Below are 14,340 nucleotides of genomic sequence, written 5' to 3' on the forward strand. Positions count from 1 at the left end.
GTTTTGTTCGTGAAATCCCTCCGCTCGTTTGCAATGGTAAACGCAGCAGTCGTCATTCTCGCAGGAACAGAATCGCACGCAGACACGGGCCGTCTCGTCAACGGTCTCGAAACAGCCAAGGAATTCGCAGAGACCGACGGTGACAGCGTCGAACTCGTCTTCGACGGCGCCGGAACGCAGTGGATTCCGGAACTCGAAGACGAGAACAGCGACTACCACGACCTCTACCAGACCGTCCGCGATGACACGTCCGTCTGTGACTTCTGTGCCGGTGCGTTCGGTGTCGAAGACGCTGTCGACGACGCCGGCGTCGTGACGCTGGACGACCACGACGGTCACCCGAGCATCCGCTCGCTGGTCGCCGACGATTACGAAGTTATCACGTTCTGAGTGGGCCCTGTGTCCCTTTGACACGGTCTGGCGACACTCTTCGACCTACGCCGTTTCGAATTCGACGCCGACAATCTCGAACCGTGCGCCGCCCTCGGAGCCCTCGGTCACGCGAATCTCCCACTCGTGGGCTTCGACGATCTGTTTTACGATGCTCAAGCCAAAGCCGGTACCGTCCTGACTCGTCGAATACCCGGTATCGAATACGTCGTCGAAGTCGTCGGGCGGGATACCGGGGCCGTCATCCTCGACGTAGAACCCGTCGTCCAGTGTCCCGACGGTGACCGTTACGCCCTCGCCCCCGTGCTCGATTGCGTTGCGCACGAGGTTCTCGAACAATTGTCGGAGCCGGTTCTCGTCGGCGCGAATCGTTCGGTCGACATCGGTGACGAGCGTCGCGTCGTTCGTCTCGACGGTCTGCCAGCAGCTCTCGACGAGTCCCGTGAGATCGACCGAACTGACATCGGCTGGCGTCTTTCCGTGGCGCGCCAGCGTGAGGAGGTCGTCTATCAACCCCTCCATCCGGTCGTGTGCACGCTCGATAGCTGCGTGGTGTTCGCTGTTGCACTCCTCCTGTGCGAGTTCCAGCCGTGCGGCAGCGACGTTCAACGGATTCCGGAGGTCGTGGGAGACGACGCTGGCGAACTCCTCGAGCCGTTCGTTCTGGCGTTCGAGTTCCCGCTCGCGTTTCTCTCGGTCGGTGATATCCCGGAGCACCGAGAGATGCTGTCCGGGGGTGACGTTCATCGTCGCAGCGTACTCGACAGTTCGCTCTGTTCCGTCGGCCCGTATCAGCGGGAACGTCCCCCGTTCCTGTTCTGACTTCTGGAAGTTCCCCCACGCTTGCTCGTAATCGAAGTCAGCGGGTACGAACTCTTCGATGGACCGTCCGAGCAACTCCTCTTTCTCGAGACCGAACAGCTCGGTCGCGCTCTCGTTTACCTCGACGTACTCCCCGTTGTCGTCGGCGATGACCATCGAATCGAATGACTTCTCGAAGACTGCCCGAAAGCGGTCGCGCTCCTGTTGCAGTTCTTCTGCGCGTTTTTCCCGTTCCGAGATGTCTCTGCTGATGACCACGAATCGGTCGCCCTCTTCCAGATCGAGCCGTCTGATGTGGACTTCGACCGGGAACGTGGAGCCGTCCCGATGCCGATAGACGCCCTCGAACTTGTGTCGAGCGCCGGTTTCCATCCGCTCCCAGATATCAGTGCTATCCGCTGGGTCGACCGTCTGGTCCAAGTCCCACACTTTCATCTCGGTGAGTTCCTCCCGGCTGTAGCCCGTTGTCTCGCAGAGTTGCCGATTCGGGTCGATGATATTCCCGTCTGCGTCGTGGACGTTGATCATGTCCGGCGAGTTCTCGAAGAGCGCTTCGAGTCGGGCGGTGGTCTCTTCGAGACGCGACTCCCGCTCGCTGTCACCCGCTGACTGCCGGGTCGAGACGGCGTCACGGATACGGTCTGCCAGTGAGTCGGATTGGGCGGTACCACTCTTTGTTCGGATGTAGTCGGTGACGCCCGCCGAGATAGCCGCGCTGGCAACGCGTTCGGAGCCGGCGTCCGTCCGGAGAAGAAACGGGAGGTCCGGGTACTCCTCGCGGACCGCTTCGAGAAACTCGATTCCGTCCTGTCCCGGCAGTTCGTACGCAGAGACGACACAGTCGATGTCGGCGTCGCCCAGCACCTCTAACCCGGTGCCGGCATCTGCCGCGGTCTGAACGGTTAGCCGTTCGTCGGCGCGTTCGAGACTCATCGCGGCCGTGTCAGCGCGGTCCGAATTCCCGTCGACGTACAGCACGGAAGTCGTCTCGGTGATGGTAGTCATGAATCGATACTCATTGAATCAACATGATGCGCCTGGAACTTAAGAAATACCCAACCTGCGACTAGCTGCGTGTTGCGTACATGCCGGTCAGTTGCAGGTCCGCTATCGCTCGTAACTCGGTTGTCTCCCTCGATACAGCGAAGCGGGCAAGTAGGTTGGGTGAGTACCGTCTGTTCGTTCGATGCCAGCCTCTTCACACGGTGACAGTGACGGTCCAACGCGCGTCGACGTCGACTGGTATTCCCTCGACGAGAGTTGTTCTCACGAGGAATTTCTAGCAGTCGCGCGCGTCTACGCCCGGGAGGTGGTTGCTGAGTACGACCTCTCGGCCAGCGTGAGCGACCTCACATGGGAGGTGAGCACCCGCGCCAAGCGCCGTGCGGGGGCGGTCAAGTACCGCGACGGCGACCCGGTATCGGTCACACTCACCTGGGCTCACTTCGCGAATCGGGGGTGGGCGGCGACGGCCGCGACGATCCGCCACGAACTGATTCACGTTCACCTGCTCAACGAACACGGCGACGCGAGCCACGGTGAGCGCTTCTGCCGACTGGCCGAGCGTCTGCACACCCACGTCCACTGTGACCGCTTCGTCCCGCCGGAGTGGTGGGTGGTCTGCACCGACTGTGGCGCTCGACTCGCCAGATATCGCCAGTCGAAACTCGTTACCGACCCCGCCCAGTACCGCTGTGGCGATTGTGGGGGAGCGTTTCGGGTCGAACGCAACGACGACTGCGATGCGGTCGGGGACGACTAAGGTGCTCGGCACCGTCTGTCCGCGCTGCGGACGGCGAGCGCACCTCCACGACGCGGCTGGTTCGCTGGGAAAGAGTGGTCGTCAGGTAAGGCACTCACTCAGTTGCTTTGTCCCAAGACCGATGCAGGCACCGAGGAGCATCGAGAGGACGGCCGCAAGCGTCTCGCCCGGCAAGCCAGTCACGCCGACGGCGGTCTCGCCGGCTGCATTCACGCTAAACATCGTCGCGTACCCGAAAAAGCCACCCGGCGTGAAGGAGAGCAGCGGGACGAACTCGTGGAGGCTGGCGAGAAACATGAACGCGCCGACGACGACGCTGAGCGCGACGACACCGCCACCGAGAACCCCCTCGACGATGGCGAGTGTCGCCGCGGCGTAGACGATGCCGGCGAGGTTGCTCGCGTAACCGCGTTTCAGGCCGACGAGCCCGTCGTCGTCGGTGGCGTAGAAGGTCGCCGATGCGATAAACGAGGGCCACAGCGGTATCTGTAGTCCGGCGACGAAGGCGTAGGTCCACGGGACGGAGGCGAGTCCGAACACGACCGCGAGCGCCCACACGCTGTTCCACTCGGTCCAGTCGCTCGCCGCCAAGTCTCCCGCAGACTGTTCGCCGTCTGTGACGTCGCTCACGTTCTCGCTCTCGGTCGCCGCTGCAATATCGTTCGGGGTATGGGATGGCGCGCGCCGGTTGCGCCGCTGGTTCGAAGTCCTTTTTACCGCCGACAGGGAACAACCGGTATCTCGCTGGACGACGGGCACCAGCGGGCACCTGCCTGTGCAGGTCGGGATGTGACTTTCGAGCGAGGTCCAACGGACCGCCGCGCGGAGTTGAACCACGCAACGCCCGTGGTGATACACATGGCAGAAAGCTTCTACTCACACATCCGGGACGCCTGGAAGGACCCGGACGACGGCAAACTGGCGGAACTGCAGTGGCAACGAATGCAAGACTGGCGCGACGAGGGTGCGGTTGAGCGCATCGACCACCCGACGCGTCTGGACCGAGCCCGCTCGCTGGGCTACAAAGCAAAACAGGGCATCGTGGTCGCCCGCGTGAGCGTCCGCAAAGGCAGCGCACGCAAACAGCGCCACAAAGCCGGCCGGCGCTCCAAGCGCCAGGGTGTCACCCGCATCACCCGCCGGAAGGACATCAAGCGCGTCGCCGAAGAGCGCTGCGCACGCGTCTACCCCAACCTCCGCGTGCTCAACAGCTACTGGGTCGGAGAAGACGGTCGCCAGAAGTGGCACGAAGTGATTCTCGTGGACCCGGAACACCCGGCTATCGAGAACGACGACGACCTCAACTGGATCTGCGATGACACCCACAAGAACCGCGCGCTGCGTGGTCTCACCAGCGCCGGTAAGCAGAACCGCGGACTCGGTTCCAAGGGCAAGGGCACCGAGCACACCCGCCCGAGCGTTCACGGCGGGCAGGGTCGCGGCAAATAGTAACCCACTTTTTGTTTCGTCGGGTGTCGCACCGCACCTTCGGCGCGGGCGCACCCTCCTCACAAAAACTTGGGGAAAAAGGCTGCTCGCGGCCGGTCGGCCGCTCGCAGTGCTATCGTAGCTTCTACCGCAACCGCACTGCACAGCAACGGCAGCCCTGCCCTTCCCCAAATCGGCCGATAAAACGGCCTCCCGGCCACCGCACGGTGTAGTAGCCTCTTCAATCTCTACGCCGGCGCGACACCGACCGTGAGAAGCGTCCCGTGGGTCCGGTAGCGGTCGACCATCGCCTCCCGACTTTCCCAGTCCTCGGTTGGGAACTCGTCTTCGGGCGGAATCTCCACCTCGCGGTCGGGAATCTCGTCCTGTTCGGCGACGACCAGCCCGGCGTCGCGGAACGCCTGGCGGTACTCCGCACGATTCCACAGCGTCATCTCGATAGCAATCATCTCCTGCCACTCGTGGGTGTGCTCGCTTTCCTCGTAGTAGTTCACCGCACAGTAGAAGGTCCCGCCGGGCCGGAGAATCCGCCGAATCTCTTCGAGCGTGCGACCGGGGGCAGTCGCGTAGTAGAACGCTTCCATCGAGAAGACGTGGTCGACGCTGTCGGTGGCAAACGGCAGCGCGTCGAAATCTCCCCGAAACAATCCAATCTGGGGGTCGTCGGTGTACGACCGGGCGTTCTGTAGCATCTCCGGGGAGGCGTCGAGGCCGTAGCCACGGCCGATGTCGGCGGTTTCCCGCAGTGCCCGGAGTACGTAGCCCGACCCGGTGCCCAGGTCGAGGACGGTGTCGCCTGCCTCGACCGGCATTCGGGCCAGCGCGTGCTTTGCGGTGTGCCAGTGCCGGTCCTCCATTCCCTTGTCGCGGCCGTCCGCCGCCCAGGTGTCGAACTCCTCTCGTGCGCTCATACCTGGCTGTGGGACAGTGACGGGCTAAACGACTTCGACTGCACCCCTCGTCTCAGAGCTTCCCGGATTCGCGTGCCTGGTCTGCACGGCGCGTGCCCTGTTCGAGACGCTTCTCGACGGCGTTGCCGACCGTCTCTGGGAGGTCACCGCGCGCCTCGGCGAGTCGCTCGGCGGCGTCTGCGAGTCGCGCACGCGCTGTTTCGAGTCGCTGGTCGGTCCCGCGCCCGTCGCCTTTCTGTGCGTGCTCTGCGGCCCGCGCGGCCGCGTCGCTTGCGGCCTCCAGCGCCCGTGCGAGTCCCGTGACGCCGGGTGCATCTGGCTGACCGCCCTGCCGGTCATCGTCATCGTCGTCGCTGTCGCCTTCTATATCGGCGGCCTCGCGAATGCTGCTGACTGTCTCGCTGGACACGTCGGCGACGAACGATGCCAGTGAGGCCTTCCCAGTGTCCGGGCGCTCGATAGTTCGTGACTCTTCCTCGCCTGGGTTGACGCGGAAGGCTCCCCGCTCGCCGTCCCTGTCGACGACCTCCGTCGTGTAGGCCCCGTTCCGGTCGACGTACACCGCGTCCGGGCCGTCGAGCGGCGCGTCGTAGAGACGACCGCCGAAGTCGTCTTCGACGGCCAGTGAGTCCAGGTCCGCGTCGGTTCCCTCGGTGTCGACGCCGAGCTTTACCGCGTTCTCTTTGGCCGGCAGCGCAATCGTCCCGTCGGCTCCCGCGACTGTCGGCGGTCCGTCCTGCTCGACGGTGACCTGCTCGCTGTGTGGGGCGTAGCCGGGACCGTTGACCGTCAGCCGGTGGTCCCCGTCTGGCAGCCCCTGGGCGACGACGATTCCTTTGAACGAGGGGACTGCCGTCGGTTCGCTCTCGACCAGCGCCACCGTTTCGACGGGTGGTTCCTCGGTCGTAACTCCTTCGCCGTCGGGTGCGTCGGTGTCCTGGACGGTCTGCCCGACGGCCGCGATGAGGCGGCTGGCACCGCTCGGCTCCGCGATGGCGTCGTATCGGTCGGCCAGTTCTGCTCTATGAACTGGCTCCGTGATGTTCGCCGCCGGATTCTCGTAGCGGTCGTCCTTCCACGGCGTCCCGGCGGTCGTGATGTGGTTCGAAATCTGGTCCTCGGCGAACTTCGGGATGGCAAACTCGAAGCTCAACTGTGGCCCGGTGAAATCGCTGATGTGCTCCAGTTTCGTCGTTGGCAGCAACTCGTACGTCACGTCTCCACTGCCCTCGAAGGAAAATAGATGTCCTGTCTCTCGTTCGGGTAACTCAGTGGGGGGTGAGACCAGCCCGCTGTAGTCGCTGACAGTCAGCGACTCGTCGACGAGCGAGTCCGGCCCGACGGCGGGCAGACGGTCGTCCTCGTACACCGGCGACCCGTCGAGCTCTGGTATCGCGTAGGGCAGTTTGACCGACTCGTCACGGGGAAGGCCGTAGGCAATCGGGAGTTCGCCGATGGATTCGAGCCCGTTGACGGTAAGGTTGGTGATGTCGGCGATGGTGTCGTCGAGCGTGATTCGCTGGAAACTGTCGGCGCGCTCGTTGAGCGAGAGGCCACTGGAGTGTGAGGCCAACTCCGTGAGAATGCGCGGCTGCATCTCCGGGTCCGGGTCCAGAAACTCGTTGTTCGGCACTGACCGCCCGTGCGCGCTGGCGACGTACAGCTGTGGTCGTTCCGTCTCTCGGTCGTGAAACACGTGGAGCACTTCCCAGTCGTGCCAGTGGAAGTTCGTCGTGAACTGGTCGAACGCTGCGTACATCCAGAACTGGACGACTGCAAGCGGTGAGTCCTCGTAGGCGACCGCGTTGTAGAACACTGTCGGGTTCGGCGGTTGCTCGCTGCTCTCGGCGGCTTCCGTGTAGTCGTTGAGCGCGGTGAAGCCGTCGACGATCGTCTCCCCGTCGCGCTCGCTCTCGTACGGCCGCGGGTCCGTCGGGTACCACTTCTCGTGACTGTCGAAGTACACCTCTGGCGCGTACAGCTCCGCTAGCTCCCGGGTCTCATCGGGCGGTAGCGTCTCTGTCGCTGCATCCGGGCCACTCTGCAGGAGTTCCCACCCGACTGCGCCACTCACGCCGATAGCCCCGGCTCCTGCTGCGAGTTTCATCAGGTCTCGTCGCGACAGGTCTCGCACGTCCGAGCCCGTCGGTTCGTCGCTCATCGCTCCATCCCGGTGAGCCGGTCGGTTCTCGATACGTCGAACACACTCCCTGTAGAGAGAGCCGACGTGATGAGTGTTCTGGCAGAACCGTATCAATAGAGACGGATAATTGATACGAGAGCAAAGCTCTCGCTCTAGTCAAACCTCGCTGCTCGCGGCTCCCGATGGTCGCCGCTCGCTATTACGAGGTTTTTCCTCTGGTCAAACCTCGCTGTCAAACAGCGACGCCAACACCTTCCGCTCGGCGGCCCGGAGATGCTGGTGGTACGTCGACGGCGAGATATCCATCGACTCGGCCAGGTCCTCGCCGGAGATGTTCCGCGGCCAGTCGAAAAAGCCCCCGAGGTAGGCCTTCTGGAGCGCGAGTTCCTGGCGCGACGTGAGCCGTTCCTCGATATCCGCGACGAGTTCCTGCTTGGTCTGCTCGCGGCGCTCGCGCTCGTGACGGGCAACGAGATTCGTCGACGGATACCGGTCGGTAAGCTGCTCGATGACCGCACGCGGATCCGCACTCGCCGGCATCTCCAGCGTGATGCGGACCCCGTTACCGCTTGCGGTGATGCTGGTCGTCTCGACGCCGCGTTCGGCCAGCGCCGACACGACCGGCGGTTCGTCGACGGTGAATTCGACGACGCCCCCGTCTTCGCCCTGACTGACGTTCGTCACCGACCGGATGTCGCCCCGATCTGACGCTGCTGAAACGATCTGTTCGCTGTCCGCTCCATCGACGACAAACAGCATCGTCACGGAACCGTCGTCCTCGTACAGCGACCCCTCGTAGGTCATCGTGCAGTCGAACTCCCGCGCGAACTCCGAAAAGAACAGTCCTTCGTCGCCGAGCGTCACCTCCATCTCGACGACGCTGTCGGTCGTCAGGATGCGCCGTCCCTCGACGGCGTTGATGGCCGTCGAAGCCGCCCGCGCGAGGACGTTCAACACCGCGAGTTCCCGCTCGTCGAACGCGTCGGTTTCGGTGGCGGCGACGGTCAGCACGCCGTACTTGGTGTCGCCGTAGACCAGCGGGAAGCAGGCGAGCGCCCCGGGGTCGTCGAGCAGCGTCGTCCGGTGCACCTCCGAGAGGTCCACTTCGGTTGTATCCTGGATAATCCGTGCTTCACCCGTCTCTGCAGCCCGGACTGCGGGGTCATCGCTGTCCAGCGGAAGCGATACGTCCTCGGGGTAGGCTTCGCAGGCGGTCGTCGTCGGGACGAACCTGTCGGTCCGCAAGTCGACCTGTCCGACCCACGCACAGACGTACGGGTCGACACTGAAAAGACGGTCGCAGACTGTCTGTTCGATTTCGTCGCGGCTGTTCGCCTGCAACACCGCCTCCATCACGTCCTGGATGAGGCCGTCGATGCGGGAGACGAGGTGTTCGAGTTCACGTCGCTGGTCGCGGGCACGCAGTTCCGCCAGTTTCCGCTGTGTGATATCGATGTGCGCGACGACGACGCTCCCCTCGTCGTGGTCCGGGAGCGGGGCCGCACGCATCAGGAACCACCGCTTTTGACTGGGCGAGTGACAGGGGTACTCCAGCGTGAACACCTCCCTGTCGCCGTCGCTCACTGCGATGAGTCCGTCGAGTGCCCGCGCAGCGTACTCGTCCCCCTCGGTGTCCATCGATTCGAAGTAGTTCACACCGACCAGTTCGCCGCGCTCGTTGGGGCCGACGCCGGCAAACTCGTCCCACGCCTGATTGGTGAACAGAATCGTCCCGTCGTCGTCGATGACCGCGATGTTGAACGGGAGGGTGTCGAGCGTGTGCCGAGCGAGTGAGTCGCGCTGTATCATGCAGGACTGTAGACACTCCCACACACGGTCCTGCGACGCTTAAAAGTGCCGACGAACTCCCTCAACAGTTTGGTTTTCGGTTTATTTATGCCGCTCACGGAGCTTCCGGCGTTGGATCTTCCCGGTGGTCGTCGTCGGCAGTTCGTCGACGAAGGCGATTTCTCTGGGGTACTCGTACTGTGCCAGTCGGTCGCGTACCAGGTCTCGAATCGCGTCCCGAAGGGCATCGTCACCCGTGACGCCCGCGACTGGCTGGACGAAGGCCTTGATGATCTCGCCGCGAGTGTCGTCGGGAATGCCGACCACACCGACCTGCTCGACGTCCGGATGTTCGAGGATGGCGCTTTCGACCTCGCCGGGGCCGACCCGGTAGCCCGCCGTGATGATGACGTCGTCGTCGCGGGCTTTGAACCAGAAATAGCCCTCGTCGTCGCGATACCCCAGGTCCCCGGTCAGGTGCCAGTCCGAACCACCATCCGCGGCTTCGACGCTCGCTGCTGCCGTCTTTTCGGGTTCGTTCCAGTACTCCTGGAAGATGACCGGGTCCGACCCGTGCCGGACGGCAATCATCCCGACCTCGTCGTCGGCCATCCGTTCACCGGTCTCCTGGTCGACGACAGCGACCTTGTGGCCCGGCACTGGCTTGCCCATGCTCCCGGCCTGTGCCGGGAACCACTGTCTGCAGTTCGTGACGAGGAGGTTCGCCTCGGTCTGGCCGTAGAGTTCGTTGACCGCCACCCCCGCGAGTTCCTCGGCGGCCCAGTCGAGAATCTCCGGCGTCAGTGGCTCCCCGCCCGAACAGATTGCGGCCAGCGAGAGGTCGTATCGCTCCTCGGGATCGTCGACGCTCATCATCATCCGGATGGCCGTCGGCGGCAGGAAGGTGTCCGTCACATCGAACTCTTCGCACAGTTCGAAGGCCGTCTCGGCGTCGAACCCTTCCATCGGGTACCCCACCACCGGGCGACCGTAGTGCCACGCCGGAAAGACCAGGTCGCCGAGTGCACCGATCCACGCCCAGTCTGCCGGCGTCCAGAACACGCCGTCGAACACGTCCCGTTCGAAGTACATATCGAAGGCTGGGCAGTGTCCAACCCAGACGCCGTGGCCGTGGAGGACACCCTTCGGCGGCCCGGTCGACCCGCTGGTGTACATGATGATTGCGGGGGTCGTCTCGTCGGTGTCGGCAATCGCGTGGTCGGCCGGCCGGCCTGCCCGTACCTCGTCGAACCGCTCGATGTCCGCACCAGGATTGTCGGCGTCGACAGCGACGACGTGTTCAAGTTCCGGACAGTCGTCGCGGACCGCTGCTATCGTGTCGAGCATCGATTCGTCGGCGACGACGACGTGGGCACCGCTGTCTTGCAGCCGATAGCGAAGCGCCTCGGGACCGAAGAGCACCGAGAGCGGCAGCGAGATCGCGCCGAGTTTCCAGCAGGCGAGATGCGTCAGCGGATTCGCCGGCTTCTGGGGGACGACGACGGCCACGCGGTCGCCGCGCCCGACGCCGCGGGCTTCGAGTGCGTGTGCGACCTGATTCGACAGGTCGTCCAGTTCCTCGAAGGTGTACGTCTCGCGCCGGCCGTCTGGGAACGCCTGGTGGAGCGCCGGGTGGTCAGTGTCCTCGTGTTTCCGCAGGCAGTCCCACGCGATGTTGTACTGCTCGGGGAACTCCCACGCGAAGTTCTCGCGGGCGGCCTCGTAGGTGTCCTCGTCGAGCGTGAGGTGCCACGACATACCACGAGATACTGCACACTCCCCTATGTAAGCCAGGGTATAGCCGATACCTTCGAAGGAATTGACGTCGTCACTCGCGCTAGCCGGTATGTCTACGAATCGCAACCAGGGTACGGGGCCAGAGAGCACTTATAGCTCGACCGTCGTTCTGTGGCACGATGGTCGACAGACGAACTTATCTCGCCAGTGCAGGGACAGCGCTGGCAGCGGCGACAGCTGGCTGTGGGTTCATTCTCGGAAACGAACCGGCGACGTTCAGCGCGAGCGCGTCGGCGGTGTCCGACTCGGTGCTCGAGGAGACGGGGTACGAGTTCACGGGTAACGAGGAGATGGAAGTCAGGCGAGAGCTCTCGGCCGGCGGCCAGACTCGGGAAGTCGTGGCGACGAACGTCCAGGCCAACTACGAGAAATCTATCGACCTGGGCCCGCTTGGTGAGCAACGCGCTGCGGTGTTCACCTCCTTGACGACGCCCCAGGCCGAGGTGCTCGGTGAGACGTTCAACCCCATCGAGGACATGTCCGCACGAGAACTCGCACAGCGGGTGCAGGACACCTACGAGGAGTTCTCGAACATCGAAGAGCGAGACGAGAGCGAGGTCACGATCAACGGGAACACGACGACGCAGGTCAAGTTCGCATCTGACGCTGCGCTCTCGGGGAATCCAATCGAAATCTATCTCCACGTCAGCGAGGCCGTCGAACTCGGGAGCGACTTCGTTGTCACGTTTGGCAGCTATCCGCAGGGCAACGAACGCGAGGAATCGAACATCCTCTCGCTGATGGAAGCGGTCGAATCGGCCTGATTGGGGTCGCGATCTACTCCTCCTCCTCCTCGATGACTTCTATCCCGCGGTTGTTGACCGCACTGGGGTCCAGGCCGACCTCTTCGAGGAAGTTCTTGTACTCGCGCTCGCACTGTTCGGCGTCTTTCTGCCGGTCGCTGGCGCGGTCACAGAGCTTGATGAGGTCCTCCGGCACGTCGTTCGTGTAGACGATCCAGTGATTGATGAGGTCCGACAGGCGTCGAATCGGGCTGGTGAAATGGCCGTAAATCTCGAAGTTCAGCGCGTGGTGGCCGCCGAAGGGGTCGTTCATGTACTTCGCCCGCGGCATCACCTTCATCACCGCCCACTGGATCTTGTCCAGTTGGCGGCCGGGTGCCTCTTCGAGCGTCGCGTTGACTGCCTGGCGCGGGTCGTCCCACCCGCTGCCCGGAATCGAGACGCCATCGAGGTCCTGAATCTCCTGGAGGGCTTCGTTCCACTCCTCGGGAGATGGCTGTGGGTGGACGCGGTACATCGCCTCGACGCCGCGGTCCCACATCAGTTCGTGCGTGACAGCCTTGTTCGCTTTCAGCATGCACTCCTCGATGATGGTGTGGGCGCGGTCGCGGCTCGGGTTGAGGACGAGCGAGCCGTCCGCCTTTCGCTGTTCGTGCATCCGGTTGGCGAGGTCCCAGACGAGTTCCGTCTTCTCCGCGAGGTCGACTGACTGGTCTTCGAGGTAGTCGTCGGCCGCCGAGGGGTCGTCGAGCAGCGTCTCGGCTTCGGTGTAGGTCAAGCGAGCGTCGCTCCGGATGACGGATTTGTAGATGTCGATGGTCTCGTAGGAGAGGTTCTCCTTGTCGAGGTGCATCTCGACGGTGTGGGCCAGGCGGTCCTCGTTGGGGACCAGCGAGCAGACCGTCTCGGCTAGCACCGGCGGGAGCATGTGGATGGTGTAGGCCGGCAGATAGACGGTGTTTGCGCGGCGGACGGCCTCGTCCCACATCGCAGTGTCCGGATTTACATAGTGAGTCACGTCGGCAATGTGGACCCAGAGGACGTACTCGTCGTCGTGCTCCTCGACGGAGATTGCGTCGTCGAAGTCCTGGGCGTCGACGGGGTCTGTCGTCCACGTCGTCATCTCGCGCAGGTCCTCGCGCTCGTCGACTTCGTCGGCAATCTGCTGTTCGATGCCCTCCGTGCGCTCTTCGGCTTCCTCCAGCACCTCCGGCGGGAACTCGTCAGGGATGTCGAACTTCTCTAATAACTCGTCGCGCTTGTTCTCGATGTGGCGGGCCATCTCTTCGTCGATTTCGACGGGGCCCTGGGCCTCCGCCGTGCCGGCGGCGGCCTGCTCTGAATCAGTCATGTCCCCGGCTACGGTGAGGCGGTAGTTAGTGGTGTCGGGTGCGAGGTTCTGACCGGAGGGAAGAACCTCGTTATTGCGAGCGGCGACGACTGGAGCCGCGAGCAGGGGAGGCGAAGACAAACGAAGTGAGTCCTCGTGAAAACGAGCGGTGAGTGACGCGACCCGTGAGACAACGCGGACCGACTTCACGAAGTCTCTGTCACTCTCGTTCTGTCTCGCGTTCCTGTTGTGAGTCGCTGTCGGCGGCGCCGTCACTGACGATGTCGTGAAACTGTGCGACGAACGTGTCTCGAGAAACGTGACCGGCGTCGGCTTTGATGAGCGTCTCCTCTAGTCCCTTCCGGGGCTGGTGACAGCACTCCCGGTGACAGGGCTTGCAGAGGTACTCGAACTCGCGGTCGCGACTGCCCCAGCGATCGCCGTATCTGTCGTACTCGCGGGCCTTCGACCGTGGGACTTCGTCGCCGCAGGCGATGCAGGTCACGTCCCCATCGGACCGGGAGCGCCACATAGACGATGGTACGGCACCCCACACTATGGGTGTTTGGAAACCTGTCAGACTTCCGTGGCTCCGCGCTCGTGGTGCGAGGCGTTTATGCCCCGGGCACGCGAGATGGGCCACATGGAAGTCAAGTCGCGTCACCACCTTCGCTCGGACGCTATCGACGAGATACGCGACGCACTCGAAGCGAACCTCGGCGTCGAACTGGACGCCGACTCCTTCGAAAAGGTCGAACTCGAAGACACCGACTGGGACATCGTCCTCGTCGACGGGGACCCGTTCGTGTTCTATACTGGCAGCGAGGCGCAAAGCGCCTCGGATCGGAGCGGCGAAGCCGCGGAGAAGGAACCGTTCGTGACCGTTCAGGGCGCAAACGCTCACCCGCCCGAGAAGCACATCGTCACCGTCGACGCCGGTGCCATCCAGTTCGTCTCCGATGGTGCGGACGTGATGCGTCCCGGCATCGTCGAGGCCGACAACGACATCAGCGAGGGCGATTTGGTTGTCATCAATGAGGAGGGGCACGGGAAGTTCCTCGCTATCGGCCGTGCGCTGACCGACGGCGATGACATGGTTGGCTCCGAGGGACGCGTCGTCGAATCGATTCACCACGTCGGTGACGACCTGTTCGAGCTCACGGTGTAACCGACGGACTGAAGGGAGTACTCGGAGGAATACGGAA

13 protein-coding genes are annotated in these 14,340 nt (G+C 63.6%); 5 read left to right on the plus strand and 8 right to left on the minus strand.

The genetic code is table 11. The features are described from left to right. Positions 1 to 33 precede the first annotated feature (33 nt). Positions 34 to 390: a hypothetical protein gene (locus tag WDJ60_RS04955; RefSeq protein ID WP_340098892.1), complete on the plus strand. Its 357-nt coding sequence runs from the start codon at positions 34 to 36 to the stop codon at positions 388 to 390. A gap of 45 nt (positions 391 to 435) precedes the next feature. On the opposite strand, the gene WDJ60_RS04960 is transcribed toward WDJ60_RS04955, so the two are convergent. Continuing rightward, positions 436 to 2,217, minus strand: a complete 1,782-nt coding sequence (locus WDJ60_RS04960; protein ID WP_340098893.1) for a PAS domain S-box protein — start codon at positions 2,215 to 2,217, stop codon at positions 436 to 438. 181 nt (positions 2,218 to 2,398) lie between these two features. Here WDJ60_RS04960 and WDJ60_RS04965 point away from each other — a divergent pair, with 181 nt between their 5' ends. Beyond that, on the plus strand, positions 2,399 to 2,974 hold the full coding sequence (locus WDJ60_RS04965; protein WP_340098894.1) for a SprT-like domain-containing protein: 576 nt from the start codon (positions 2,399 to 2,401) through the stop codon (positions 2,972 to 2,974). 81 nt (positions 2,975 to 3,055) lie between these two features. On the opposite strand, the gene WDJ60_RS04970 is transcribed toward WDJ60_RS04965, so the two are convergent. Continuing rightward, positions 3,056 to 3,604 carry a DUF1097 domain-containing protein gene (locus tag WDJ60_RS04970; protein WP_340098895.1) on the minus strand — a complete coding sequence of 183 codons (549 nt, stop codon included), beginning with the start codon at positions 3,602 to 3,604 and terminating at the stop codon, positions 3,056 to 3,058. Between the two features lie 228 nt (positions 3,605 to 3,832). On the opposite strand from WDJ60_RS04970, the gene WDJ60_RS04975 reads away from it, so the two are divergent. Continuing rightward, a complete protein-coding gene (locus WDJ60_RS04975; protein WP_340098896.1) occupies positions 3,833 to 4,423 on the plus strand; it encodes a 50S ribosomal protein L15e in 591 nt (196 codons plus the stop codon). Positions 4,424 to 4,650: 227 nt separating this feature from the next. Here the strand turns inward: WDJ60_RS04975 and WDJ60_RS04980 are convergent, their stop codons facing one another. The 4 genes from WDJ60_RS04980 to WDJ60_RS04995 form a co-directional block, all read right to left on the minus strand. Further along, a complete protein-coding gene (locus WDJ60_RS04980) occupies positions 4,651 to 5,334 on the minus strand; it encodes a class I SAM-dependent methyltransferase (protein WP_340098897.1) in 684 nt (227 codons plus the stop codon). 52 nt (positions 5,335 to 5,386) lie between these two features. Further along, complete coding sequence (locus WDJ60_RS04985) at positions 5,387 to 7,495, minus strand: hypothetical protein (protein ID WP_340098898.1); 2,109 nt, start codon at positions 7,493 to 7,495, stop codon at positions 5,387 to 5,389. Between the two features lie 201 nt (positions 7,496 to 7,696). After that, entirely contained in the window at positions 7,697 to 9,286 is a 1,590-nt protein-coding gene (locus WDJ60_RS04990; protein WP_340098899.1) for a bacterio-opsin activator domain-containing protein, read from the minus strand. Between the two features lie 81 nt (positions 9,287 to 9,367). Beyond that, positions 9,368 to 11,023 (minus strand): acyl-CoA synthetase, encoded by a 1,656-nt coding sequence (locus WDJ60_RS04995; protein ID WP_340098900.1) that lies wholly within the window; start codon positions 11,021 to 11,023, stop codon positions 9,368 to 9,370. A 158-nt stretch (positions 11,024 to 11,181) separates the two neighbouring features. Between WDJ60_RS04995 and WDJ60_RS05000 the strand changes: the two genes are divergently transcribed. Further along, positions 11,182 to 11,826: a DUF6517 family protein gene (locus WDJ60_RS05000; RefSeq protein WP_340098901.1), complete on the plus strand. Its 645-nt coding sequence runs from the start codon at positions 11,182 to 11,184 to the stop codon at positions 11,824 to 11,826. Between the two features lie 13 nt (positions 11,827 to 11,839). Here the strand turns inward: WDJ60_RS05000 and WDJ60_RS05005 are convergent, their stop codons facing one another. Continuing rightward, on the minus strand, positions 11,840 to 13,156 hold the full coding sequence (locus WDJ60_RS05005) for a ribonuclease R family protein (protein ID WP_340098902.1): 1,317 nt from the start codon (positions 13,154 to 13,156) through the stop codon (positions 11,840 to 11,842). A 199-nt stretch (positions 13,157 to 13,355) separates the two neighbouring features. Beyond that, positions 13,356 to 13,667, minus strand: coding sequence for a DUF7562 family protein (locus WDJ60_RS05010; protein ID WP_340098903.1), 312 nt, complete (start codon positions 13,665 to 13,667; stop codon positions 13,356 to 13,358). A 111-nt stretch (positions 13,668 to 13,778) separates the two neighbouring features. Between WDJ60_RS05010 and WDJ60_RS05015 the strand changes: the two genes are divergently transcribed. Beyond that, positions 13,779 to 14,303: an RNA-binding protein gene (locus WDJ60_RS05015; protein ID WP_340098904.1), complete on the plus strand. Its 525-nt coding sequence runs from the start codon at positions 13,779 to 13,781 to the stop codon at positions 14,301 to 14,303. Positions 14,304 to 14,340 lie beyond the last annotated feature (37 nt).

This window comes from Salinibaculum salinum, assembly GCF_037645885.1.
GTDB lineage: Archaea > Halobacteriota > Halobacteria > Halobacteriales > Haloarculaceae > Salinibaculum > Salinibaculum salinum.

Excerpts from the sequence above, each read along its gene's own strand:
- WDJ60_RS04955 (WP_340098892.1), top strand. The coding sequence starts at position 34 with ATGGTAAACGCAGCAGTCGTCATTCTCGCAGGAACAGAATCGCACGCA.
- WDJ60_RS04960 (WP_340098893.1), bottom strand. The coding sequence starts at position 2,217 with ATGACTACCATCACCGAGACGACTTCCGTGCTGTACGTCGACGGGAAT.
- WDJ60_RS04965 (WP_340098894.1), top strand. The coding sequence starts at position 2,399 with ATGCCAGCCTCTTCACACGGTGACAGTGACGGTCCAACGCGCGTCGAC.
- WDJ60_RS04975 (WP_340098896.1), top strand. The coding sequence starts at position 3,833 with ATGGCAGAAAGCTTCTACTCACACATCCGGGACGCCTGGAAGGACCCG.
- WDJ60_RS04980 (WP_340098897.1), bottom strand. The coding sequence starts at position 5,334 with ATGAGCGCACGAGAGGAGTTCGACACCTGGGCGGCGGACGGCCGCGAC.
- WDJ60_RS04985 (WP_340098898.1), bottom strand. The coding sequence starts at position 7,495 with ATGAGCGACGAACCGACGGGCTCGGACGTGCGAGACCTGTCGCGACGA.
- WDJ60_RS04990 (WP_340098899.1), bottom strand. The coding sequence starts at position 9,286 with ATGATACAGCGCGACTCACTCGCTCGGCACACGCTCGACACCCTCCCG.
- WDJ60_RS04995 (WP_340098900.1), bottom strand. The coding sequence starts at position 11,023 with ATGTCGTGGCACCTCACGCTCGACGAGGACACCTACGAGGCCGCCCGC.
- WDJ60_RS05000 (WP_340098901.1), top strand. The coding sequence starts at position 11,182 with ATGGTCGACAGACGAACTTATCTCGCCAGTGCAGGGACAGCGCTGGCA.
- WDJ60_RS05005 (WP_340098902.1), bottom strand. The coding sequence starts at position 13,156 with ATGACTGATTCAGAGCAGGCCGCCGCCGGCACGGCGGAGGCCCAGGGC.
- WDJ60_RS05010 (WP_340098903.1), bottom strand. The coding sequence starts at position 13,667 with ATGTGGCGCTCCCGGTCCGATGGGGACGTGACCTGCATCGCCTGCGGC.
- WDJ60_RS05015 (WP_340098904.1), top strand. The coding sequence starts at position 13,779 with ATGGAAGTCAAGTCGCGTCACCACCTTCGCTCGGACGCTATCGACGAG.